Source organism: Streptomyces sp. NPDC002994, assembly GCF_040611155.1.
Classification (GTDB): Bacteria; Actinomycetota; Actinomycetes; order Streptomycetales; family Streptomycetaceae; genus Streptomyces.
Genome location: NZ_JBEXNQ010000018.1, coordinates 14,394 through 37,203, shown reverse-complemented (window position 1 = coordinate 37,203; position 22,810 = coordinate 14,394). Strand labels below are relative to the sequence as shown.

Annotated in this window: 24 protein-coding genes and 1 pseudogene; 12 read left to right on the top strand and 13 right to left on the bottom strand. The window is 70.8% G+C overall.

All coding sequences use genetic code 11. The annotated features are described in order from the left end of the window. Positions 1–126: 126 nt before the first annotated feature. The 4 genes from ABZX79_RS23795 to ABZX79_RS23780 all read right to left on the bottom strand — a co-directional run bounded on the left by ABZX79_RS23795 (position 127) and on the right by ABZX79_RS23780 (position 3,069). On the bottom strand, positions 127–894 hold the full coding sequence (locus ABZX79_RS23795; RefSeq protein ID WP_355261118.1) for an SDR family oxidoreductase: 768 nt from the start codon (positions 892–894) through the stop codon (positions 127–129). 16 nt (positions 895–910) lie between these two features. Further along, positions 911–1,672 (bottom strand): 3-oxoacyl-ACP reductase FabG, encoded by a 762-nt coding sequence (fabG, locus tag ABZX79_RS23790; RefSeq protein ID WP_214971524.1) that lies wholly within the window; start codon positions 1,670–1,672, stop codon positions 911–913. Positions 1,673–1,831: 159 nt separating this feature from the next. Further along, positions 1,832–2,218, bottom strand: coding sequence for a DUF3037 domain-containing protein (locus tag ABZX79_RS23785; protein ID WP_355261115.1), 387 nt, complete (start codon positions 2,216–2,218; stop codon positions 1,832–1,834). Further along, the gene (locus ABZX79_RS23780) at positions 2,215–3,069 is read right to left on the bottom strand and encodes a HipA family kinase (protein WP_355261112.1); all 855 of its coding nucleotides are present in this window, start codon (positions 3,067–3,069) and stop codon (positions 2,215–2,217) included. The genes ABZX79_RS23785 and ABZX79_RS23780 overlap by 4 nt, the downstream gene beginning before the upstream one ends. 65 nt (positions 3,070–3,134) lie before the next feature. Between ABZX79_RS23780 and ABZX79_RS23775 the strand changes: the two genes are divergently transcribed. Next, positions 3,135–5,255, top strand: a complete 2,121-nt coding sequence (locus tag ABZX79_RS23775; protein WP_355261109.1) for a prolyl oligopeptidase family serine peptidase — start codon at positions 3,135–3,137, stop codon at positions 5,253–5,255. Between the two features lie 60 nt (positions 5,256–5,315). Further along, positions 5,316–5,798, top strand: coding sequence for a Rieske (2Fe-2S) protein (locus tag ABZX79_RS23770; RefSeq protein WP_355261106.1), 483 nt, complete (start codon positions 5,316–5,318; stop codon positions 5,796–5,798). On the opposite strand, the gene ABZX79_RS23765 is transcribed toward ABZX79_RS23770, so the two are convergent. Next, a complete protein-coding gene (locus ABZX79_RS23765; RefSeq protein WP_355261103.1) occupies positions 5,785–6,435 on the bottom strand; it encodes an isochorismatase family protein in 651 nt (216 codons plus the stop codon). The genes ABZX79_RS23770 and ABZX79_RS23765 overlap by 14 nt on opposite strands. 133 nt (positions 6,436–6,568) lie before the next feature. Between ABZX79_RS23765 and ABZX79_RS23760 the strand changes: the two genes are divergently transcribed. Continuing rightward, positions 6,569–7,036: a pyridoxamine 5'-phosphate oxidase family protein gene (locus ABZX79_RS23760; RefSeq protein ID WP_355261100.1), complete on the top strand. Its 468-nt coding sequence runs from the start codon at positions 6,569–6,571 to the stop codon at positions 7,034–7,036. 42 nt (positions 7,037–7,078) lie between these two features. On the opposite strand, the gene ABZX79_RS23755 is transcribed toward ABZX79_RS23760, so the two are convergent. Beyond that, the gene (locus tag ABZX79_RS23755) at positions 7,079–7,984 is read right to left on the bottom strand and encodes a LysR substrate-binding domain-containing protein (protein ID WP_355261097.1); all 906 of its coding nucleotides are present in this window, start codon (positions 7,982–7,984) and stop codon (positions 7,079–7,081) included. Positions 7,985–8,058: 74 nt separating this feature from the next. Between ABZX79_RS23755 and ABZX79_RS23750 the strand changes: the two genes are divergently transcribed. Then, positions 8,059–9,027: a DMT family transporter gene (locus ABZX79_RS23750; RefSeq protein WP_355261094.1), complete on the top strand. Its 969-nt coding sequence runs from the start codon at positions 8,059–8,061 to the stop codon at positions 9,025–9,027. Positions 9,028–9,150: 123 nt separating this feature from the next. Here the strand turns inward: ABZX79_RS23750 and ABZX79_RS23745 are convergent, their stop codons facing one another. Beyond that, positions 9,151–10,485, bottom strand: a complete 1,335-nt coding sequence (locus tag ABZX79_RS23745; protein ID WP_355261091.1) for an aminotransferase class I/II-fold pyridoxal phosphate-dependent enzyme — start codon at positions 10,483–10,485, stop codon at positions 9,151–9,153. A 35-nt stretch (positions 10,486–10,520) separates the two neighbouring features. On the opposite strand from ABZX79_RS23745, the gene ABZX79_RS23740 reads away from it, so the two are divergent. Further along, positions 10,521–11,183, top strand: coding sequence for a pyridoxamine 5'-phosphate oxidase family protein (locus ABZX79_RS23740; RefSeq protein ID WP_355261088.1), 663 nt, complete (start codon positions 10,521–10,523; stop codon positions 11,181–11,183). 83 nt (positions 11,184–11,266) lie between these two features. After that, positions 11,267–11,414, top strand: a pseudogene (locus tag ABZX79_RS23735) (FMN-binding negative transcriptional regulator); the annotation flags it as partial. A 60-nt stretch (positions 11,415–11,474) separates the two neighbouring features. On the opposite strand, the gene ABZX79_RS23730 reads toward ABZX79_RS23735, so the two are convergent. The 3 genes from ABZX79_RS23730 to ABZX79_RS23720 form a co-directional block, all read right to left on the bottom strand. Further along, positions 11,475–12,452: an EamA family transporter gene (locus ABZX79_RS23730; protein ID WP_355261085.1), complete on the bottom strand. Its 978-nt coding sequence runs from the start codon at positions 12,450–12,452 to the stop codon at positions 11,475–11,477. A gap of 161 nt (positions 12,453–12,613) precedes the next feature. Continuing rightward, positions 12,614–13,651 carry an EamA family transporter gene (locus ABZX79_RS23725; protein WP_355261082.1) on the bottom strand — a complete coding sequence of 346 codons (1,038 nt, stop codon included), beginning with the start codon at positions 13,649–13,651 and terminating at the stop codon, positions 12,614–12,616. Between the two features lie 40 nt (positions 13,652–13,691). Further along, the gene (locus ABZX79_RS23720) at positions 13,692–14,228 is read right to left on the bottom strand and encodes a Clp protease N-terminal domain-containing protein (RefSeq protein WP_355261079.1); all 537 of its coding nucleotides are present in this window, start codon (positions 14,226–14,228) and stop codon (positions 13,692–13,694) included. A gap of 199 nt (positions 14,229–14,427) precedes the next feature. On the opposite strand from ABZX79_RS23720, the gene ABZX79_RS23715 reads away from it, so the two are divergent. Further along, the gene (locus ABZX79_RS23715) at positions 14,428–14,856 is read left to right on the top strand and encodes an SRPBCC family protein (protein ID WP_355261076.1); all 429 of its coding nucleotides are present in this window, start codon (positions 14,428–14,430) and stop codon (positions 14,854–14,856) included. A 111-nt stretch (positions 14,857–14,967) separates the two neighbouring features. Here the strand turns inward: ABZX79_RS23715 and ABZX79_RS23710 are convergent, their stop codons facing one another. Then, positions 14,968–15,558: a PadR family transcriptional regulator gene (locus ABZX79_RS23710; protein WP_355261073.1), complete on the bottom strand. Its 591-nt coding sequence runs from the start codon at positions 15,556–15,558 to the stop codon at positions 14,968–14,970. A 115-nt stretch (positions 15,559–15,673) separates the two neighbouring features. Between ABZX79_RS23710 and ABZX79_RS23705 the strand changes: the two genes are divergently transcribed. Then, positions 15,674–15,904, top strand: coding sequence for a hypothetical protein (locus tag ABZX79_RS23705; protein ID WP_355261070.1), 231 nt, complete (start codon positions 15,674–15,676; stop codon positions 15,902–15,904). Between the two features lie 75 nt (positions 15,905–15,979). Next, positions 15,980–16,807 (top strand): PhzF family phenazine biosynthesis isomerase, encoded by an 828-nt coding sequence (locus tag ABZX79_RS23700; protein WP_355261067.1) that lies wholly within the window; start codon positions 15,980–15,982, stop codon positions 16,805–16,807. Between the two features lie 60 nt (positions 16,808–16,867). Here the strand turns inward: ABZX79_RS23700 and ABZX79_RS23695 are convergent, their stop codons facing one another. Continuing rightward, positions 16,868–17,668, bottom strand: a complete 801-nt coding sequence (locus ABZX79_RS23695; protein ID WP_355261064.1) for a CPBP family intramembrane glutamic endopeptidase — start codon at positions 17,666–17,668, stop codon at positions 16,868–16,870. A gap of 164 nt (positions 17,669–17,832) precedes the next feature. Here ABZX79_RS23695 and ABZX79_RS23690 point away from each other — a divergent pair, with 164 nt between their 5' ends. After that, a complete protein-coding gene (locus ABZX79_RS23690; protein WP_355261061.1) occupies positions 17,833–19,605 on the top strand; it encodes a substrate-binding domain-containing protein in 1,773 nt (590 codons plus the stop codon). Between the two features lie 21 nt (positions 19,606–19,626). Here ABZX79_RS23690 and ABZX79_RS23685 read toward each other — a convergent pair whose 3' ends face one another. Then, positions 19,627–21,135, bottom strand: a complete 1,509-nt coding sequence (locus tag ABZX79_RS23685; RefSeq protein ID WP_355261058.1) for a glutamate-cysteine ligase family protein — start codon at positions 21,133–21,135, stop codon at positions 19,627–19,629. 496 nt (positions 21,136–21,631) lie between these two features. Here ABZX79_RS23685 and ABZX79_RS23680 point away from each other — a divergent pair, with 496 nt between their 5' ends. Next, positions 21,632–22,237, top strand: coding sequence for a hypothetical protein (locus ABZX79_RS23680; protein ID WP_355261055.1), 606 nt, complete (start codon positions 21,632–21,634; stop codon positions 22,235–22,237). 338 nt (positions 22,238–22,575) lie between these two features. Continuing rightward, positions 22,576–22,773: a DUF5999 family protein gene (locus ABZX79_RS23675; protein ID WP_355261052.1), complete on the top strand. Its 198-nt coding sequence runs from the start codon at positions 22,576–22,578 to the stop codon at positions 22,771–22,773. Positions 22,774–22,810: the final 37 nt, after the last annotated feature.

Genomic DNA, 22,810 nt, shown 5'->3' with positions numbered 1-22,810 from the left:
GCACGCTCCTCGATCAGCCATGGGTCGGCAGACCATACCGCAGCGCCCTGCCGACTCAACGGGCAGACCCGGCAGGGCGCTTGGGCGTAATCCAGCATATCCAGAGTAAAAATGGAGTAAAACGACTCAGTGGACGCCGGCGTTCAGGAAGATACCGCCGTCCACGACGAGTGTCTGCCCCGTGATCCAGTCCGACTGGTCCGAGGTGAGGAAGGCGGCCGCTCCCCCGATGTCCTCGGGAACGCCGAGCCGTCCCAGCGGGTACGCCGCGGCGGCCTCCGCCTCGCGGCCGTCGTAGAGCGCCTGGGCGAACTTGGTCTTCACCACGGCGGGCGCGATCGCGTTGACCCGTACGCCCGGCGCGAACTCGTGCGCCAGCTGGAGGGTCAGGTTGACCATCGCGGCCTTGCTCATGCCGTACGCGCCGATGAAGGGCGAGGCGGAGATGCCGGCGACGGAGGCGATATTGACGATCGCCCCACCGTTCTCCTTCTGCCACGCCTTCCAGGTCTGCTGCGCGAACCCGAGAGCGGAGATCACGTTGGTCTCGTACGTCTTGCGGGCGACACCCAGGTCCAGCTCCGCGATCGGCCCGAAGACCGGGTTCGTGCCGGCGTTGTTGATCAGGAAGTCGACCCGTCCGAACGCTTCCATGGTGCGCTCGACGGCGATGCCCTGGTGCGCCTCGTCGTGGGCCTTGCCCGGGACGCCGATCACCCGGTCCGCGCCGAGCTTCTCCACGGCCTCCTTGAGGGCGTCCTCATTGCGCCCGGTGATGCACACCCGGTCGCCGCGGGCGACGAGCGCCTCGGCGACGCCGTAACCGATTCCGCGGCTCGCGCCCGTGATGAGCGCGACCTTCCCGCTGTCCCGTACCTCTGCCTCAGCAGCCATGTTTTTCAGTCCCTCGTCAGTTGAGCGGGCCGCCGGCGACGTACATGACCTGGCCGGAGACAAAACCGGCGTCCTCGCCCGTGAAGAAGGCGATGGCGTTGGCGATGTCGTCCGGCGTGCCGACGCGCTGCACCGGGATCTGGGTGGCGGCGGCGGCCTGGAACTCCTCGAAGCCCATGCCCACGCGCGCGGCGGTCTGCGCGGTCATCTCGGTGACGATGAAGCCGGGCGCGACGGCGTTGGCCGTGATGCCGAACTTGCCGAGCTCCTTGGCGAGGGTCTTGGTGAAGCCCTGCAGACCGGCCTTGACGGCGGAGTAGTTCGCCTGGCCGCGGTTGCCGAGCGCCGAGCTGCTGGAGAGGCTGACGATACGGCCGAACTTGGCGTCCACCATGTGCTTCTGGCAGGCCTTGGCCATCAGGAACGCGCCCTTGAGGTGCACGTTCACGACGGTGTCCCAGTCGGACTCGCTCATCTTGAAGAGCAGGTTGTCGCGCAGGACACCCGCGTTGTTCACGAGGATCGTCGGCGCACCGAGCTCCGCGGCGACGCGCGCGACGGCGGCCTCGACCTGGGCGCTGTCGGAGACGTCACAGCCGACGGCGAGCGCCGTGCCGCCCGCCGCGGTGATCTTCTCGACGGTGTCCTTGCACGCGGCCTCGTCGAGGTCGAGTACGGCGACGGCGCGGCCCTCGGCCGCAAGACGGACCGCGGTGGCGGCGCCAATGCCGCGCGCCGCCCCGGTCACGATCGCGACACGCTGCTCGGTGGTGGACATGCTGGTTCTCCTCGCCCTTGGATGCGGCGCCCAGGTCGACCGAGAGTGAGTACCCGATCACTGAGCAACCGCTTAGTAGCTTCAGCAGACGTGACGCTAGAAGCCATGGCACGCGGTGTCAACGGCCCGAGGAACGACCTGGGCGATCCGTCGCGCGGATCACCGCACCAGCAGGTCGAGCAGACGCTCGACCTCCGCCTCCGGATCCGCCGTGAGGCCCGTGTGTACAGGACCCGGCTGTACGACGGTGCTGCGCGGCGCGATGAGCCAGCGGAAGCGCCGGCCCGCGTCGTCGCCCGCCGCCTGCCCCGCCGCCTCCCCGCCGCCGCAGACGCCCTCCACAGCGCGCAGGGCGGCCCGTACGCCTGCCACGTCGGCGTCGGGGTCGAGCGCCCTCAGCTTGGCCTCGTCGAGGTGGGTCCTGGCGGCGACGAAGGACTTGGCGCGGCAGTAGACGAGCACACCCGCGTTGAACATTTCGCCGCGCTCCACGCGCGGCACCACGCGCACCAGCGCGTACTCGAAGACATCCCGCTTGGTGTTCACTGCGCGCCGTCCTTCTTGTCCTGCTTGGTCGGGTGCGGCCACGGCTTCAGGTGATCCGTCAGCCATCCCGGGGCCTGCGACGGCTTGCCCTTGGCCGGGGGGCTCAGCGTGATCCGGTCGTGGATCGTGGCGGCGCGCGGCAGCAGGGCGTCGACGTAGGCGCGGCGCAGCGCGTCGGTGCTCCCGAAGCCGGGCTCGTCGACCAGCCACTCGACGGGGACCTCGGCGGCGACCTCGGTCAGCAACTCCTCGGTGACCAGCGGCGCCAGCTCGGCGGCCGCGGCCGCGATGTCGGGGCCGAAGGGCGCGAGCACGTGGTCCGAGGCGTTGTACGGCTTCGCGGACGCGCTCTGGGCGGTCGGCCAGTTGTGGTGCCAGATCATGGTGGCGCCGTGGTCGATGAGCCACAGATCGCCGTGCCAGACAAGCATGTTGGGGTTGCGCCAGGAGCGGTCGACGTTGTTGATCAGCGCGTCGAACCACACCACCCGGCCCGCCTCGGCCGGGTCCACCTCGTACGCGAGGGGGTCGAACCCGATCGATCCGGGGAGGTAGTCCATCCCGAGGTTCAGTCCGCCGCTCGCCTTGAGCAGTTCCTGGACCTCCTGATCCGGCTCGGCCAGGCCGATCACCGGGTCGAGTTGGATGGTGACGAGTTCGGGGACGCGCAGTCCGAGCCTGCGGGCCAGTTCTCCGCAGATGATCTCGGCGACCAGGGTCTTGCGGCCCTGTCCGGCGCCGGTGAATTTCATGACGTACGTACCGAGATCGTCGGCCTCGACGATCCCCGGGAGCGAGCCGCCCTCACGCAAAGGCGTGACGTAACGGGTCGCTGTGACTTCGGAGAGCATTTCCCCAGATTACTGCCGTACCGGCGCGGTTCTCGATCACATATTCGCGCCCCTAGGGTGCCCGCATGGACGCCCAGGGTTTTCCTCGCCAGTTCGCCCGTACGCGCCGCTTCTCACTCGGGATCCCCCGGCGGTTCACTGTCTCGCCCGACGGCCAACGGGTCCTGTTCGTACGGTCGGACGCGGGCGACGACCCCGTCAGCAGGCTCTGGTTGTACGAGGACGGGAGCGAGCGGATACTCGCCGGGCCCGAGGGCGCCGGCGACGTTCCCGAGGCCGAGCGGATCCGCCGGGAGCGGGCCCGCGAGACGTCCCAGGGGGTGGTGGCGTACGCGACCGACCTGGACGCCCTCGTGGTGGCGTACGCCCTCGGAGGCGAGCTCTGGACCGTACGGACGGACGGGGACGGGAGCGAAGCCACCCCACGCCGTATCCCGACGGCGGGCCCGGTGGTCGACCCGCGGCCGTCCCCCGACGGAACGCTCGTCGCGTACGTCACCGGCGGCGCCCTGCGCACCGTGCGAACCGACGGCACCGGGGACCGGCCGCTCGCCGTTCCCGAGAACGCCGACGTGACGTACGGACTCGCGGACCATGTGGCGGCGGAATCGCTCGACCGGATGCGCGGCTACTGGTGGTCACCGGGCAGCGAGGCCCTGCTCGTCGCGCGCGTGGATACGTCGATGGTGCAGCGCTGGTACATCGGCGATCCGGCGTATCCCGGGAACGCACCGCGGTCGTTCCCGTATCCGGCCGCCGGAACAGCCAACGCCCAAACTACGATGCACGTCGTACGAGTTGACGGCGAGCGGGTAGCGGTACGGATGCCTGTCGAGGCCGACGCGGAACTCCACGCGCAGGACCGGTGGACGGACGGGGCCTTCGAATATCTCGTCACGGCCTGGTGGGACTCCATGGGACCGGCCATGAACGTTCAGACGAGGGACCAGCGCACGGCGTACCTGATGGGCATCGACCCCGTAACGGGGGAAACCTCGCTGCTGCACCGCCAGCGCGACGCGGCATGGCTGGAGTTCGTTCCCGGAGCGCCCACACGCACGTCCACCGGTTCACCCGTCCTTGCGTTCGTACCGCCGGGCAGTGACGTCCGCGGCCTGAGGGCGGCCCGGCACGGAGCCGTCGCACCGCCCGGACTGAATGTTCGCGAAGTGCTGTGCACCCTGGGCGAGCGCGTCCTGTTCACCGCGAGCGACGAGCCGACGGAGGTCCATGTCTGGTCGTACGAACCGGACTCGGGTTTCGTCCGGCTGAGCGAGGGTCCCGGTGTCCACACGGCCGCCGCCGGCGGCGACACGGTCGTACTCGACAGCATGACGCCCGACGGGCACACCGTGACCGTGCTGCGCGACGGCAAGTCCGCCGGGCACATCGCCGTACGCGCCGAGGAACCGCTCGTCACGCCACGGCCGGTCCGCCTCTCCCTCGGCGAGCGCGAGCTGCGCAGCCTGCTCTTCCTCCCGTCGTGGCACGAGCCGGGGACGGGCAGCCTCCCGGTCCTGCTCAGCCCGTACGCCGGTCCCGGGATCCAACTGGTGGTGAAGGCCCGGGCATGGTGGACGGCAGTGGGTCAGTGGTGGGCGGAGCAGGGTTTCGCCGTACTGATGACGGACGGGCGCGGTACGCCCGGGCGCGGCGTGGAGTGGGAGAAGAGCATCCACGGCGATCAGCTGACGCCCGTACTCGAAGACCAGGTCGACGCGCTGCACGCGGCGGCCGCGTACTGCGCCGACCTGGACCTGGGGCGGGTCGCGATCCGTGGCTGGTCCTTCGGCGGCTATCTGGCGGCCGCCGCCGTACTGCACCGCCCCGACGTCTTCCACGCCGCTGTCGCGGGCGCGGCGCCCACCGATCTGCGGCTCTACGACACGCACTGGAAGGAGCGCTACCTCGGCCACCCCGACGCACTTCCGGAGAACTACGAGCGCTGCTCACTCGTCGAGCACGCCCACAAGCTGACCCGGCCGCTGATGCTGGTCCACGGCATGGCGGACGACAACGTGCTGCCGGCCCACATGCTGCGCTTCTCGGCGGCGCTGCTCGCGGCCGGGCGGCCGCACAGCGTCCTGCCGCTCCCGGGAGCGAGTCACCTCGTTACCAAGGAAGGTGTGGCGGACACCCTGTTGCTGCTGGAACTCGACTTCCTGAAGAAATCGCTCGGGTGCTGAACACCGGGGTCCGCTCCCGCGTACAACATCACGTAGCCAGTCGTCGAAGAGGAGTGCCGCATGACGGGATCTCAGGAGACAGGGCGGCTGTTCGGCCGCCGTACGGTCGTCGCCGCGGTGGGTGCGGCCGGGGTCGCCGCCGCGCTGACGGCCTGCGGTGGATCGGACAGTGACAGCCCGGCCGGTACCGCTGCCGAGAAGCCCGCGGGCGGCGGGGGCGAGGCGGGCGGCAGCGGTGGTGGCGGCGCCGGCGCGGGCGCGGTTCTGGCCAAGACGGCCGACATCCCGGAGGGCGGCGGCAAGGTCTTCGCCGACAAGGGGCTGGTCGTCACCCAGCCCACGGCGGGGCAGTTCAAGGCGTTCTCGTCGAAGTGCACCCACCAGGGCTGCGCGGTCAAGGACGTCGCGAACGGGATGATCAACTGCCCCTGCCACGGGAGCATGTTCGACGCGACGGACGGCAGCGTGAAGGGCGGCCCGGCGAAAGCGCCGCTTCCGGCCGCCGCCATCAAGGTCGAGGGCGACTCGATCACCCTCGCCTGACCCGCCGCGGGCGCTTCCAGCAGGTGAGCACCGCGTCGGTCGTGGTGATCGTGGCGACGAGCGCGAGCGTATTGCGGATCATCGCGGGGGTGTAGTCCGAAGGCACTCCCGCGATGGCGTCCGACGGCACCACGACCGTGTGGCCGAGGTTGACCGCGTCGAAGACGGCGTTGGGAATCGCCACATTGGCCGAGACCCCCGTGACGAGCAGGGTGCGGCAGCCGAGGTTGCGCAGCAGTGCGGGAACGTCCGTTCCCGAGAGCGGCGAGAGGCCGTGCAGCCGCCGTACGACGAGGTCCTCGTCCGCGACTTCGATCGGTTCCGCGACGCGCACCGCGGTCGTTCCCGTGAGCTGCTGTACGGGCAGCCGTGCGGCGGCGCGGAACAGCCGTGCGTTGTGGCCGGCGCCGCGCCCGTCGGGACGCCGCTGCGCCACCGCGTGCAGCACCTGCACCCCGGCGTCGTGCGCTCCGGCGACCAGCCGCGCGACGCGTACCAGGGCCCCCGAGGAACGGGCTTCTTCGGCGAGTTCGGGAAGGGCGCTGTCCGGACCGACGACACCCTGCTGGCATTCCACGGTGAGCAGCACGGTGGTCGCCGGATCGAGCTGCTCCACGAGCTGTTCGTACGACGGCAAGGCTCCTCCTCGGGTCTGAGCGCGCGAGGTTAACGGCCATTGCGCGATGAGGGAAGAGACCCCATGATTTCTGACACCAAGTCAGAAACCGCGAAGCCATGAAGCCATGAAGCCATGGAGGGGACGGACGCCCATGACCGCCATTCAGCGCAGAGGCCGCCGCATCATGATGACGGACGCCGAGCGGGACGCCTTCCTCACCGAGCAGCGCACCTGCCGGGTGGCGACGGTCTCGGCGGACGGCACCCCGCACGTCGGCGCCCTGTGGTTCGTCTGGGACGGCACTTCGCTGTGGCTGTACTCGATCACGCGCAGCCGCCGCTGGGCGCAGCTGCGCAAGGACGCCCGGCTCGCCGTCGTGGTCGACGACGGCGTGGAGTACGGCGAGCTGCGCGGCATCGAGCTCTCCGGCACCGCCGTCTTCGTGGGCGAGGCGCCGCGCACGGGCGAGCCGTGCCCCGAACTCGACGTACCGGAGCGGCTGTTCCCCCCGAAGTACTTCGGCATGACGCAGATGCCGCACGACGGCCGGCACGCCTGGCTGCGGCTGACACCCGACGCGGTGACGTCCTGGGACTTCCGCAAGCTCGGCGGTTCCTGAGCCCGGGGCCCGAGCCCCCGCCGACGCCACCCGGGCCGGCCTTCAGCTGACAACCGCCGCGCCGGCCGCGCACAGCGCGTCGACCGCCGCACGGATGGAAGGTCGTCGGTCCGCGTCGGCGCGCCAGACGGCGTACACGTGCCGCCGCATCGCATGCCGCACCGGTACGACGCGGACCCGCTCCGGCACAGGACCGCGCCCCAGTCGCGGCGCCACGCACACCCCGAGCCCCTCGGCGATCAGCGCGAGCTGGGTGGCGTGCTCCTCGGCGACATGCGCGATCCGGGGCTCGACCCCCTTGCCGCGCAGCGTGAACATCAGCCACTCGTGACAGAACTCCCCCTCCGCCCAGGTGACCCAGTCGTCGTCGGCGAACTCCTCCAGATCCACGGTGGTGCGGCCCGCGAGCGGATGATCGACATGCATGGCGACATCGGCGGGGTCGTGGAGCAGTTCCTGCTTCGCGAGCCCGTCGGGCATGGAGAGCGGCCTGTTGTACCAGTCGAGTACGACGGCGAGATCGAAGTCGCCCCGCACGACCCCGCGTACCGAATCGGCGGGCTCCAGCTCCCGCATCTGCACCCGCAGTTGCGGATGCTCGCGCCGAAGTGCGGCAAGGGCCGACGGCAGCAGGCCGCGCGCGGCCGTGGGGAAGGCGGCGACAGTGAGGTCACCGACGGCCCGCCCGCTCTGTGCCTCGATGTCGGACTGCGCGAGCTCGACCTGGGAGAGGATGCGCGCGGCGTGGTCGGCGAGCAGCCGCCCGGCGTCGGTGAGGCGGACGCCGCGGCCGTTCTTGGCGAGCAGGGGCTGGCCGACCTCGCGCTCCAGCTTGGCCATCTGCTGCGAAACGGCGGAGGTCGTCACATGCAGTCCCTCGGCCGCGCCGCTGACCGAGCCGTGCCGGGCGAGGGCGTCGAGCGTACGCAGGCGCTCCAAATTCAACATGTAAGCGATGCTAAGCGATCCGCTCCATGAAATCTCGCTTGTGCTACGAAGTTGAGCGGGCCAGGGTTACCACCATGAGCTCGACGTCCACACCCCGCGCCGTACTGCCCGCCCCCGCCCCCGGCGCTGTCGCCGACGCCCTTCCCTCGCCCGTCCGCCACCCGGCCCTGGACTGGCGCATCCGGTTCGCGGTGCTCGCGCTCATCTGGGGCTTCAGCTTCCTGTTCATCAAGGTCGGCACGCAGGCGTACGCGCCCTTCCAAGTGACCCTCGGGCGACTGCTCTTCGGTACGGCCGTCCTCGCCGCCGCGATGGCGGTGAAGCGGGTGGGGCTGCCGCGCGGCGCCCGCACCTGGGGCCATCTCGCCGTCGCCGCGTTCTTCCTCAACGCCCTGCCGTTCTCGCTCTTCGCGTACTCCGAGCTGACGATCCCCTCGACGCTCGCCGGCATCTGCAACGCCACCTCGCCGCTGTGGGGCATGGCGCTCTCGGTGGTCGCCTTCTCCGAGGACCGCCCGACCCGCCGCCGCGTCGCGGGACTCGGCATCGGCTTCATCGGCGTACTGACCGTGCTGGGCGCGTGGCAGGGCTTCTCGGGCCTGGACTTCGGCGGTACGGCGATGGCGCTGCTGGCCTCCCTCAGCTACCCGATCGGCTGGATCTACCTGCGCCGTACGCTCGCGGGCAGCGGCAACTCCGCCCTGTCCATGACGGGCGCGCAGCTTCTCCTGGGTACGGTCCAACTCGCCTTGGTGACCCCGTTGTTCACCACCATGCCGACCTCGTTCCCGGTCGTGCCGCTGCTCGCGGTGGTGGCGCTCGGCGCACTCGGCACCGGCTTGGCCATGCTCCTCCAGTACGGCCTGGTGGCGGAGATCGGCCCCACGACGGCGCAGATGGTCACGTACTTCATCCCGGTCATCGCCACAGTCGCGGGCGTGACCCTGCTGGATGAACATCTGAGCTGGAACACCCCGGTGGGCGCCCTCGTAGTCCTGGCGGGGGCGGCCCTGACCCAGAGCCGCCCCCGAGGCGGCAACTGAAGCGCGCGGACGGGCGTCCGGGGCACCCTGGCAGGCCTGACCGATCCCGGCCGCGCCCCGCATCCCGCCCGTCCGGCGCATAAGGACCGGGGCCCGGGGCAGCGCCACCAGCCCGCGTGGCCCTCACCCATGGCGTCGCCCACCCGGCGCCGGCCCCGCCGCCGAAGCGACAGCGTCGGCGACCGACCCGACCTCGGCCGGGGCAATCGCCGAAACGGTCACCCGCACACCCGGCCCCGCCGCCATCCGATACCGCGCACCCGGCGCGACCGCCCACCCCGAGTGCAGCAGCCGCGCCACCACCCCCGTCTCGTCCGCCACCGGCACCCACACATTCAGCCCACTGCGCCCGTGCGCCTCCACCCCCCGCTCCGCCAGCGCCCGCACCAGTGCGTCGCGCCGCTCGCCATACGCACGCGAGACGGCCCGTACATCCACGGCCCCCGCCTCCCACAGATCGACAACCGCCCGCTGCAACAGCCGGCTGACCCACCCCGGCCCGAGCCGCTGCCGCCCCGCCACCCGGTCCACCGTGACCGGGTCGCCGGTCATCATGGCGAGCCGGAGATCCGGCCCGTACGCCTTCGCGACGGACCGTACGAACACCCAGTGGTCCGTCACGCCCGCGAGCGGATGCACCGGAAGATCCACAATGGCGTGCCCGTGATCGTCCTCAATCAGCAGCACTCCCGGATACGCCGCCAGAACCCGGCGCAGTTCCTCCGCCCGTGCGGCGCTCACCACCGCACCGGTCGGGTTCTGCGCCCGGTCGGTGACCACGAGCGCCCGCGCCCCGCCACGAAGCGCCCGCTCGACCTCACCCGGCAGCGGCCCGTCGTCGTCGAGCGCGACGGGTACGGCGCTCAGCCCGAGCGCGGGAATCAGATCGAGCAGGCTGCTCCACCCCGGATCCTCGACCGCGACCGCGTCGCCCGGCTTCAGGTGCGCGGCCAGTACGCGCTCGATCGCGTCGAGCGATCCCGAGGTGACGGCGACAGGACCGCCCGGCACCCCGTCCGCGTCGAACGCGGCCCGCGTGAGGCGCGCGAAGTCCCCGTCCACGGCCTCCTGTCCGTACAACCCCGGCCGCCGCGCGTTGTGCCGTACCGCGGCCGCGAACGCGTCATGCAGCGGCGGCAGCAGCGCCGGATCAGGATTGCCCTCGCTCAAGTCACGCACACCGGGCGGTACGTCGACCCTGATCAACTCCCGCGCCGTACTGGCCGGCCGCGGACGCACCCGGCTGCCCCGGCGCCCCGAGGTCTCGATCACCCCTCGTTCCCGCAGGGTGCGGTACGCGGCCGCGACGGTATTCGGATTGACCCCCAGCTCCCCCGCCAACTCCCTCATTGGTGGCAGCAGTTGCCCGGGCTCCAGCTCCCCGGAACCGACCGCACGCTCCACACTCGCGGCGATCTCAGATGCACGCCGCCCACTGATCCGATAGTCTCCTAGCACAAAGACCATTATGCACTAATACAATGGAGATTCCAATGACGGAGCCCACCTCCTACGCGCCTTCCGAGCGCACGGTCCCCACCCGTTCCCGGGAACGCGCGTCGTACGACCGCGAGCAGGTGCACGCGATCCTCGACGAGGGTTACGTCTGCCATCTGGGCTTCGTCCGCGACGGCGCTCCCGTGGTCCTGCCGACCCTCTACGGCCGCGTCGGTGAGCGCCTCTACGTGCACGGCTCCACAGGTTCGCGCCCCCTGCGCATGGCCGGCCAGGCCGACCCCGGCCTCGCGGTCTGCCTGACGGTCACGCACGTCGACGGGCTCGTCCTGGCCCGCTCCGCCTTCCACCACTCCATCAACTACCGCTCCGTGGTGGTCCACGGCATCGCGCACGAGGTCATCGACGAGGCGGAGCGCCGCACCGCCCTCGACGCACTGGTCGACCACGTGGTCCCCGGCCGCTCCTACGACTCGCGCCCGGCCAACACCAAGGAGCTCGCGGCGACCGCCGTGATCCGCCTGGACCTGGAGGAGGTCTCCGCGAAGGTACGCACCGGCGGCCCCAACGACGAGCCCGAGGACGCCTCGCTCCCGCACTGGACGGGCGTGGTCCCTCTGACGCGCGGTTACGGCGCCCCGATCCCGGCAGCGGACCTGGACCCGGCCATCACGCTCCCCGACTACCTCACCACCCTCTGAGCAGGCCGACCGTACTCATCCTCGCCGTCCACGACTTCGGGCAGCCGGCGGTGAACGGACTCCCGGGCGACCCCCCGTCCACGGCCCACCTCGTGGACGACCCGTCGGAATAGGCAGACCTGCTGAAACCGCCAGGTGGCCCACTTCCAGCCGGAGGGCGGTTCGGCCCCCGCCGCTGTCGGCGAAGCACCGTACGGCCGCATTCCGTCCGGCATCCGCGGCCTGCGCCTGAGGGCCGGGGCGGGAAGGGGCGGGGTGAGGAGAAAACCGCCCCACCCCGCCCCCGCCCCGCTACGCGAGAACCACCTGTGCCCTACGCCCCAGCGCCGCCGTCCGCGCCTCCGCGACCGCGAGCCCCGCCACCGCCGCGAGCAGCAACAACGTCCCTACCACGGTGGCCACCGCCAGCCGCTCACCCAGGAGGACAACCGCGATGACGGCGGCGCTCACCGGTTCGAGCAACGTAATCACCGACACGGTCGCGGACCGGACGACCGCCGCCCCGGCGAAGTAAAGGGCGTACGCAAGCGCCGTCGGCACCGTGGCCATGTACACCAGCAGCCACACCACCCGCTCCGGATCGGCGGTGTGCGGCAGCAGCCCCTCGGCAGCCGCGAACGGCAGCAGGCACAGCGAGCAGATGGCAAACGCCCACGCGGTCGTATGGAACGGATCGGCGCCGCCCCCGTCCCGCCCGAGCCGCCGCGTCAGCAGGGTCATCGCCGCGTACCCGCCCGCTGACAGCAGCGCGAAGAAGACGCCGACGGGTCGCACCGACGCGTCCCCGCTGCCCAGCACCATCACGGCGAGCCCGACGACCGCACCGACCACGGTGAGCACCCCGGCGCGGCCCAGCCGCTCCCCCATGGTCAGCCGCGCGCCCAGCGCGATCAGCACCGGCCCCGCGCCCATGGTGACGACGGTCCCGACGGCGAGCCCGGTGGCCTGCACGGCCGCGAAGTACGCGCTCTGGAAGACCGTGAGCCCCAGGCCGGTGACAAGAACGCGCATCAGCCGCCGCCTACCCGGCTCGACGGGCGCGGCAACCGCCGCGACCACCCGGCGCCGGTGCACCGCACGCGCGGCCACGAGCAGCACCAGCCCACCGGCGCAACGCCAGAAGGACAGGGCCAGCGGCCCGAGATCGCTGGCCAGGAAGGTGAGAGAGGCGACCGCTCCCGCGGTGCCCCAGGCCGTTCCGGCGACGATGAGATAAATCAGGCCACGCCCAACGGGCAGGCCTGAGGAAGGACAGGAAGATTTCGACACGTGACTTCTCCGCGTGAAGACGGGACAGGTGGTCGCTCGACTCCGCACGCGGGCAGCGACGAACCGCTCGGGGACTGCCCGAGCCCGGTCTTCGTCTTCGGCAATGCCGCCCGCGTTACGCGGCGGGAGGCGGAAGCACAGTCATACGCATGATCGTCACCCTACGGCGCGGTCCGCCCGGCGGACAACTCCGTTTCCGCGTCCGCGTCCGCACCCACACCCACGCCCGTACCCACACCCACGCCCGTACCCACGCCGCTCGCCGACCCACCAGCGACCGGCCCGCCCGGAGCCTTCGGCGCCGACGACTGTGCGATGAAGGCACCGACGAGCACCACGGCCCCGCCGATGATCTGCGGCGCGGACAGGTGCTCCCGCAGCAGCACCCACGCCAGTACGGTCGCGATGACCGCCTCCAGGCAGGCCACCACACCGGCCACCTGAGGGGACAGTTTGCGCACCGACACCACACCCGTGACGTACGCGACGACAGTGGCGATCAGTACGATCCAGCCGAGCAGCAGCGCGGCCGGCACGTCAGTCCCGCCCAGCTCCGCACGCCCCGCGAGCAGCGACCAGTCCATGCCCCAGGGGCGTGCCACCACGGTCAGCACCGCGGCGCCGATGAGCAGCCCGTACGCGATGACACCGAGCGGATCGGCCGCGTCCTCGCCCGTACTGCCCTGGTCGGAGAGCACGAAGTAACCGACCTGACAGCAGGCGGCACCGAGCGCGAACAGCAGCCCGAGCGCGTCGAAACTCAGCCCGGCCCACACCTCGACCACGCAAGCCAGGCCACCGACGGCCAGCACGACGCCGACCGCGGCGGCGCGCGTCACCGGCCTGCGCTGCACGAACCGGACCCACCCGAGCACCAGCGCCGGGGCAAGGTATTCGATGAGCAGCGCGACGCCGACCGGAATCCGGGACAGCGAGGCGAAGTAGAAGGCCTGCACACCGGCGACCGCGAGCAGGCCGAAACCGGCGAGCAGGGCGGGCTTGCGCAGCAGCAGGTCGCGGTGGCGCCAGGCCACCGGCAGCATGATGAGAGCGGCGCCCGCCACCCGCAGCCACACCACGTGCAGCGGGTCGAGCCCCGCCTCGATCAGCGGCTTGGCCGCGACACCTGAACCACCGAATGCGAATGCCGATACCAGGGCAAGCCCCAGGCCGGCGCTCTTCCCCTGAGACGCGTGCATCGGGACATCATGCCAGGTGAGGTCAGGAGCGTCATCCCGGTCACGCCTGACGAGATTCTTCGAAGAGACGCCCCGCCAGCAGTTCCGCGTCCACACCGGCCCGCCGGAGCACTTCGACCGCCCGGCACTCGGCGTCCGAGGCGAGTACGGCGAGCAGGTCGAGCCCGCGGGCGCGCTGATCGCCGCGCGCCGTGGCGCGCTCCAGGGCGCCCTCCATGGCCGTGACGGCGGCGGGCGACCAGCCCGCCACACCCGCCGAGTCCCGCACCACGGGCACCGTGCCGGAATCCTCCACGGCGCCCTGCCAGCGCAGCCCGTAGCCGATGCTGCGCTGCACGAGGTAGCCGAGCACCCTGGCGACCTGCGGCGGACCGCCGTCGAACGCGGCCCTGACCTCGGGGTCGGTCTCGATCACCGAGTGCAGCAGATGCGCGGTGTCGATCTGCCGGTCACCGTCCCGCAGCGCCCGCCTGCGCGCGCCCGCGACCACCGAGGCGAGCTCGGCGGTGAGCCTGGCATCGATGTCTGCACAGTGGGGAGCGGGCTGCTGGGGAACCCGCGGCGTACGGCTTTGCACACCTCCCAGCTCACCAGTCACCGACGCCGGGAACATCCCCGCCGGGGAGCATTTGCGCATCCCACCGAAGTTGGGCAACGGCGCCCCGCTCTCCTCCTTACGGATGAGATCTGACAGTTCATCAGTATTGAATGTTCCGCCCCACCCGGCTACGTTCCGCGACACGCAGCCGAGGAAACCGACGAGAAGGGGTGGTCGCATGGCCGAAGCCAGCGCGGAGGCACACATCGGGGCACCGGCCGAGAAAATCTGGGCGCGGCTGACGGACTTCTCCTCGTACGCCGAGTGGAACGCGACCCACACCAGCTTCCCCAAGGGCGGCCCGGCGGTGCTCGAGGTCTCGGCGACGTACGAGGAGAACATGAAGCTCATGGGCTTCCCCGCCGAGGTCACCTGGACGGTCGAGGAACTGGAGCCGGCCCGGCTGCTCGCGACGAGAGGCAAGGGCCCGATGGGCGTCAACCTCGCCATGCGCTACTCGCTCACGCCCGACGGCGACGGAACCCTGGTACGCATCGAGGGGGAGTTCACCGGCGCCGCCGTCTCCCTGATGGCGGGCAAGCTCAAGGACTCGGCGGGCGCGGCCCTGAGCGAATCGCTGCGCAAGCTCGACGGCCTGGTCACCTGAGACTCCGCCGAGACTCCACTGAGGCTGCGTACGGACAACGGCGCCCCGCGGTTGCCCGCGGAGCGCCGCTTTCGGTGACGCTCTGTCCCCGCCGCCTCTGTCCCCGCCGCCTCAGTCCTCGTCGGCGAGGATCAGATAGAGCTTCTTGCGGGACTCGTTGATGACGGCGAGAGCCTTCTGCCGCTGCTCGGCGGAGCCGGTCTTCCAGACCTGGCCGAACGCCTCCATCAGCCCGAATCCGGCCTGCCGGACCTCGTTCATCGCGTCCCAGTCGACGCCGCGCCCCGCTTCCTCCCACGGAGCCTGCGGCCCCGCCCCGGCCTCGGTACGCCCCGCGTCGGTGAGCGTGAACAGTTTCTTGCCGCCCTCGCTCTCACTGACGATGAGGCCTTCGTCCTCAAGCAGCTGGAGCGTCGGGTAGACCGAGCCGGGGCTGGGCCGCCAGGCCCCGCCGCTGCGCTCGCCGATCTCCTGGATCATCTCGTAGCCGTGCATGGGCCGGTCCGCCAGCAACGCCAGGATCGACGCGCGTACGTCGCCGCGCCGCGCCCGGCCCCGCGGCCCGCCGCCCCGGCCACGTCCGCCACCGCCCCACGGCCCGCCGAACGGCGGCCCGAAGGGACCGAAGGCGGCACGCCGCCCCTCGAAGCCACCGGGACCGTGATGGCCGGGCCCGCAGTCCCCATGTCCATGTGAACGCATCGCTACGCTCCTTCCATCGTTGATCAGTCGCGATACTCCAACGATATATCGGAAGGAATCGACCGGCAAGCACTCGCCGGGCATCAAATTGCTCCGTCACTGATCCGGGAGAGCGATGGCGGCCGAGAACCAGGAAGTGCTCCAAGACCGTTACTGGTTGCAGGTCGCCTGGGAGGAGTACGGGGACTCGGTCTACTGGCAGGCCTTCGACTCGGCCACTCGCAGCGAAGTGTTCGTCCAGCAACTGCGCCCGCGCTCCCGGGCGTTACGCGCCCACCGGAAGGCCGGCTCAAGCCTGGCGGAACACTCCCGCCCGGACCCGGGTGAGGCAGATCGTCTTGCGTGACGAGTCTCAAAAAGAGACCAGCCATCCGAAATTGGCCTTGGCCTGCGGCTTTGTCCTGCCCCTACGTTCATGTCCATGCGGATTCGAATCGTCGATGCCTTCACCGACCGCCCCTTCGCCGGCAATCAGGCGGCAGTGGTACTGCTGGACTCCGGCACGTTTCCCGACGACGCCTGGCTTCAGCAGGTGGCAGCCGAGGTGAACCTCTCCGAGACCGCCTTCGCGCACCCACTCCCGGCGGGCGGCGACGCGGACTGGGCGCTGCGCTGGTTCACGCCCACCGCCGAGGTCGCCATGTGCGGCCACGCCACCCTGGCCACGGCCCACGTCCTGCACACGACGGGCGCGACTACAGGCTCTCCCACCGGCGCCGTGCGCTTCTCGGCGCTCTGCGGCATCCTCACCGCGACCGCGCAGGACAGCGGCGCCTTCACCCTCGACTTCCCGACCGCGCCGCTCACCGCTGTCCCGGTCCCCGACGGCATCGGCGAAGCCCTGGGCGCCGAGATCCTCTCGGCCCACGACACCGGTCCGTACATCGGGGACCTGCTGGTGGAGCTGGCCGACGAGCGGACCGTACGCGCGCTCACGCCCCACTTCCCCGGCCTCGTCGCCCACTCCAAGCGCGGCATCATCGCCACGGCCGCCGCCGAAGACCCCTCCCGCGGCTACGACTTCGTTTCGCGCTGCTTCTTCCCCCAGCTCGGCATCGACGAGGACCCGGTGACCGGCAGTGCGCACACGGCCCTCGCCCCGTACTGGTCGCCGCGCCTCGGCCGCGACGAGCTGACCGGGCTCCAGGCCTCCGCCCGCTCGGGACTCGTCGCCACCTCACTGCGCGGCGACCGCACCCTGCTGACCGGCGGCGCCGTCACCGTCATCGACGGCGAGCTCCTGGCCTGACAGCCCGAAGGGGGCGTACGAACCTTCCGTACGCCCCCTCCTCGCCCCACACGCCCACCGCTACAAGGTCGGCAGCCACCCCACCTTGCCCGCCAGCAGCGCGTACCCCACGAACGCCCCCACATCCAGCAGCGTGTGGGCCACGACCAGCGGCCCGACCCGCCCCCACCGCCGGTACAGCAGCACGAAGACCGCGCCCATCACCATGTTGCCGATGAAGCCGCCGATCCCCTGGTACAGGTGGTACGAGCCACGCAGCACGGAGCTCGCCCCCAGAGCGGCCATCGGCGACCACCCCAACTGGTCGAGTCTGCGCAGCAGGTACCCGACGACGATGACTTCCTCCAGTACGGAGTTCTGCATCGCGGACAGGATCAGCACAGGGAACTTCCACCACACCGGCGGCAGCGATTCCGGCACCACCGTGAGGTTGAACCCCGACTCGATGGCGACCAGGTAGAACGCGAGCCCGGCGCTGCCGATACCCGCCGCGACCAGCACCCCGCGCCCCAGGTCCGGCCACGGCCGCGTACGGTCGAATCCGACCGCGCGCAGCCCCGCTCCCTCCCGCATCAGCAGGTACGCGACCAGCGCGACGGGCACCAGCGCCGACGTGATGCCGAACAGCTGCCAGGCGAGATCCAGCCACGGCCGCCCGGGCGTGGCCGACGTATTGAGATTCGCCGCCTGGTCCTTGAGCCCGCCCGGTTTCGTGACGGCTCCGACAAACCTGATCAGGGACGACACCCCGCTCGCGCCCAGCGAGAGCGCGAGCACCACCACGACTTCGATCCGCAGGATCTGTCGTGTCACCCCCGGTCCGGGAGGAAATTCAGCCACCCGCCCCACCTCTGCCTGCACACCAGCCTCCAGTTCAGCAATCCCGCCTCATCCCCAACTCCGCCCCGCTAGGGTCTCGAATGCAGGTACGAAGATCGCGCGCGACAGGCCGGGGGGACGAGCGCCTATCCAGTAGCGGAGCCCCCTTTTTCTTTGTTCGAGATTCAAGGAGGGGCTCCACTGCCATGGGACGTCACAGCTTGCCCGACGACGAAGCGAACGACGGCACCAGGTCCGGTCCACGCACACAGCGCCGCACGGTCGCCATCGCCACCGCGCTCGTCCTGAGCGTGGCCGCGGGAACGGCGCTCGCCGTCCGCGGCGACCTGCTGTCGTTCTCCGGGTCCTGCTCGGACTCCGCCATCCGTCTGAAGGTGGTCGCCTCGCCCGATGTCGCCCCGGCCGTGCGCGCGGTCGCCGGGCACGCCCGCGACAACGAGGTCACCTCCGACGGCCGCTGCCTCGATGTGGACGTGGTCGCCCGCGACGCGTACAAGGTCGCCGACGCGGTGGGTGCCGGCCGGGCCGGCCCCGACTACCAGGTCTGGATTCCCGACTCCGATCTGTGGGTACGGCGCGCCCTGGGCTCCGGTGACGGATCGGCCGTGACCCCGGTCGGCAATATCGCCTCGTCGCCGGTCGCCCTGGCCATGGTCCCCTCAGCCGCCAAGTCGCTGGGCTGGCCCGGGAAGACGTACACCTGGGCCGAGCTGTCCGCGGCCACCACCGAGAAGGACACCCTGCGCCTCGGCGCGGCCGACCCGGCCCGCAGCGCCACCGGCCTGCTCGCGCTGACGAGCATCGGCCAGTCCGCGCACAAGGCGGACCCCGACAGCGACACCAAGGTCGCGGCCACCGCCAAGCTCCTCTCGCAGCGCGTCTCCGACAGCGACCCGCAGGTCCTGCAGACGCTGGCGCGGGACGACTCCGGTACGGAGAAGGGCAATCCCCGCCGGAACCAGGCCGTACTCCTCTCCGAGCAGGCAGCCTTCGCACACAACACCGCGGGCGGCGCACCCGGCGTGGACCTCTTCTACCCGAAGGACGGTGCTCCGCAGCTCGACTACCCGTACGCCCTCGTCAACGAGCCCGAGTTGTCCACCGACGAGAGCCGCGCGGCCATGCGCTTCATGACGCTGCTCGGCGAGCCGCACAGCCGCAAGCTCCTGGCGGACCGCGGGTTCCGTACGCCGGACAAGCCGGTGTCCGAAGGTGTCGTACGGGTCGCGGGCGGCCGCGCTCCCCAGCCGTACGCGTCGACTCCGGCCGAGCCGCTGTCCCCGGAGAGCGTCCAGGAAACGCTCGGCATGTGGACCATCACGGTTCAGAGCGCCCGGCTGACGACCGTGGTCGACGCCTCGGGCTCGATGGCCGCCCCCGTACCGGGGCGCGGCGGCCAGTCGCGCATGGACGTCACGAAGGCGTCGCTGCTCCAGGCCCTGTCGCAGTTCACCCCGGAGGACGAGATCGGCCTGTGGGACTTCGCCACGAACCTCGACGGCCCGCGCGACTACCGCAGGAAGGTGGCGACCACCCGGCTCGGCGACCCCGCGTCCGGCGGCGGCACCCACCGCGACAAGCTGTCGGCCGCCTTCTCCGCGCTGTCCCCCGTGCCGGGCGGCGCGACGGGCCTGTACGACACCACGCTGGCCGCCTACAAGGACGCCCAGGCCGGCTACGCGAGCGGCAAGTTCAACGCCGTCGTCCTCCTCACCGACGGCTCGAACCAGGACCGGTACAGCATCTCCCGCAGCGCGCTGATCGCCGAGCTCGAGCAGCTCACCGACCCGAAGCGGCCGGTCCCGGTGATCGCCATCGCCGTGGGCCCGGACGCCGACCGGGACGAGGCCGAGGCGATCGCCTCCGTCACGGGCGGCGGCGGATACCAGGTGAGCGACCCGGCCGAGATCCACGCCGTGATCCTCAAGGCCATCATGGAGGCGGGCCAGAGCGCCTGATCAGGCCCGCCCCACGGCCGCTCACGCCCGCCCCGGGAACCCCACCGGCCAGGTGTGCACCGGATCGCCCTGGTGCATCAGCTCGCTGTAGCGGCGCGTCGTGGCGGCCAGCGCGGCTTCGCGCTCCAGGCCGGCATCCAGGGCGCGGTGGTACGTGTCCACCTGCCAGGAGGCTCCATTGACGCGCCGCCTGCACCGCTGCTCGATGACACCGAGGTAGTAGTCGCGGTCCGCGGGCTCGATGCCCCAGGCGTCGAGCCCGGCCGCGGCCAGCGGCAGCAGCTCGTCCCGTACGAGCTTCACGGCCGGCACCCGCGCCGTCCCGCCGACGCGCCCCGGCTTCGGCCAGATGATCTCCGCGTCGATCCCATGGCGGCACGCGGTGTCGAAGTTCTCCTCAGCGGCCTCGAAGGGCAGCCGCGTCCACACCGGCCGCGCGTCCTCGGCGAGGGCCCGCACCAGCCCGTAGTAGAAGGCCGCGTTGGCGATCACATCCGTCACCGTCGGCCCGGCGGGCAGCACCCGGTTCTCCACCCGCAGATGCGGTACGCCGTCCGCCAGCCCGTACACCGGCCGGTTCCAGCGGTAGACCGTCCCGTTGTGCAGCACGAGCTCCTGGAGCCGCGGCACCCCGCCGTCGTCGAGCACCAGCAGCGGGTCCTCGTCGTCGCAGATCGGCAGCAGGGCCGGGAAGTAGCGAAGGTTCTCCTCGAAGAGCTCGTACGCCGACTCCACCCACCGCTCGCCGAACCACGTCCGCGGCCGTACGCCCTGGGCCTGCAGCTCCGGCGGGCGGGTGTCGGTGGCCTGCTGGAAGAGGGGCGGCCGCGACTCACGCCAGAGCTCGCGTCCGAAGAGGAACGGCGAGTTGGCACCCAGTGCGATCTGGATCCCCGAGACCGCCTGCGCCGCGTTCCACACGTCCGCGAACCGCCCGGGCGTGACCTGGAGGTGCAACTGCACGGACGTACAGGCCGCTTCGGGCGCGATGGAGCCGAAGGTGCAGGTCAGACGCTCCACACCGGAGATGTCGAGGGTGAAGTCCTCCCCCCGCGCGGTGACGATCTGATCGTTGAGCAGCTGGTAGCGGTCGACATCGGAGAGATTCGCCGAGACGAGATCATGGCGTCCGAGCGTCGGCAGAATTCCGATCATCACGATGCCCGCGCCGACCTCCGTTGCTTTCCTGTGGGCATATCCCAGGCCGGTGCGCAGTTCTTCCGCCAGTTGATCGAGAACACGGCCGCCCAGCCGGTGCGGAACAATATTTACTTCCAGATTGAACATGCCGAGTTCGGTCTGGAAATCACGGCTGGCGATCCGCTCGAGCACCTCCGCGTTCATCATCATCGGCATGCCGTCGGCCCCCGCGAGATTGAGCTCGATCTCCAGTCCCATGAGGTTCTTCGGACGGTCGAAACGCTTCTCCGCCAGCAGCCGCCCCAGCCCCTCCAGGCACTGCTGGAGTTTCTTCCGGTACCTCTGCCGGTCAGACAGATCGAACCCGCCTGCCACGACCTTCTCCCCCATCGAAGCATCCCTCCTCGAGTGGGCGGCTCACAGCATCGGGCACTCACGTCACGGTCGATGATGCCCAGGCGGGCTGATCAGTAACGCCCCACGCCCATCAATCACCGCGTACCCTCTTTGGAGAACCTCAGTGGCACATTCACTCGGCATGCGGCAGAAAGCAGATACCACCCGGTTGCCGCTGGTGAAAAGGGCCGACGAGATTCGGCCTACCGCTCGTGCGGCAACTCTCCAGGCCACGGGCCTACACCCCAGATGAATGGGTAGATTCTCCGCAGGAAAGGGTCCGGATACGGCCTTGCCCGCAATGCGGGCGACGGCTAGCAGAAACACCATGTGAACACGGCTCGTATAAACTCCGCAGACGAGGCAGAGAGTTGGCGCCCCGGCCATCGCCCCACGGCCCCCCTCTGACCCCGGAACGCAGACAGCGCCGTCCGCACCGCCCACGCACACCCACGCATCACCGTGTCTCCCAAGTGAGAGGCGACCCACCATGCCGCTGCTTGTCCCCCCGGCTCCCGCGCCCGCCCTGCGCAGCGTCCTCGCGGCACTCGGTTCCCCCACCGCCGTCCGCGAGGCCCGTCCCCCGGCCCTCCGTACGGCTGTGGGACCCCTCAGCCCCGAGTTGCCGCTCCCCGTCCACGTACTGGACGGGATCATCCCGTCAAGCAGGCCACCGCGCACCCGGCTGACCGGCTGGCGGTTCCTCATCCGCAGCGGCGACCGTACGGTGGCCGCCGCCGACACCATGCTCACCCCCGACGGCTGGGCCTTCTCCCACTTCTGCGAGGGCCCGTACATCGCCTCCAGCATGCTCGCGCTGCGCCAGGCCGAGGCGCTGACCGGGCGCTACCAGCCACGCCTGCTGTCCGTACCGGAGCTCTACATGCTCACGCTGTGGCTGCACGACGGCCCGGAAGCCGGCACCGACGCCTCCGAGACCATGCCGCTCCCGACGGACCTGCTCGTACCGCTGGCGCCCGCACCGCCGGGCATCGCCTCGCACCGCCCGCACCGGGCCGCCGATCTGCTGCCACTGCTCACCCACCGGCTCACGCCACCTGCCGCCACCGTCCCGCTCCTCAGCCAGCCCGCCTGACGACACCAGCCCGTTCCCGGGCGCCCTTCGCATCCACTGTGCCCCGTGCCCGCTCCGGCCACGGGGCACAGTGCCGCCCTCACTCGGCACCCACCCGCATCCCCCATCCGGACTAGCCCGTATCGGCCACCCCGAACCACCCGAAGAGGCCTCCCGGTTGAGCTGAACCGTCCGCACGAGTGATGCGTCATTAATCAGTAAGGAGAGCTGCCGTGAAATCCCTGCGGATCGACGCCCGTGGGGCAACACTGGGACCGGACCGACTGATACGGGGGGCGGCCATGAACACCGCATCGAGCCGCAGGACACTCACCACAACGCAGCGAAAGAACCCTTCCATGTGCCAGCACCAGCCAGCCTGCCCGACTGCCGAATCCGCCGACCGGGAGGCCGCCCTTCTTGTGGCGCACTACCCGGAGCAGGGCTGGAGCCTGCTGTGCAACGGGGTTCTCGTCTTCGAGGACACCGGTGAGCTGCTGCCGGACGGCCAGATCATCGCGCCGCACCGTCCACTTGACGTGGTCAAGGCTGCCTAGCCGGCCGGCACGCGCGACACCTGTACGCCGCTACGAC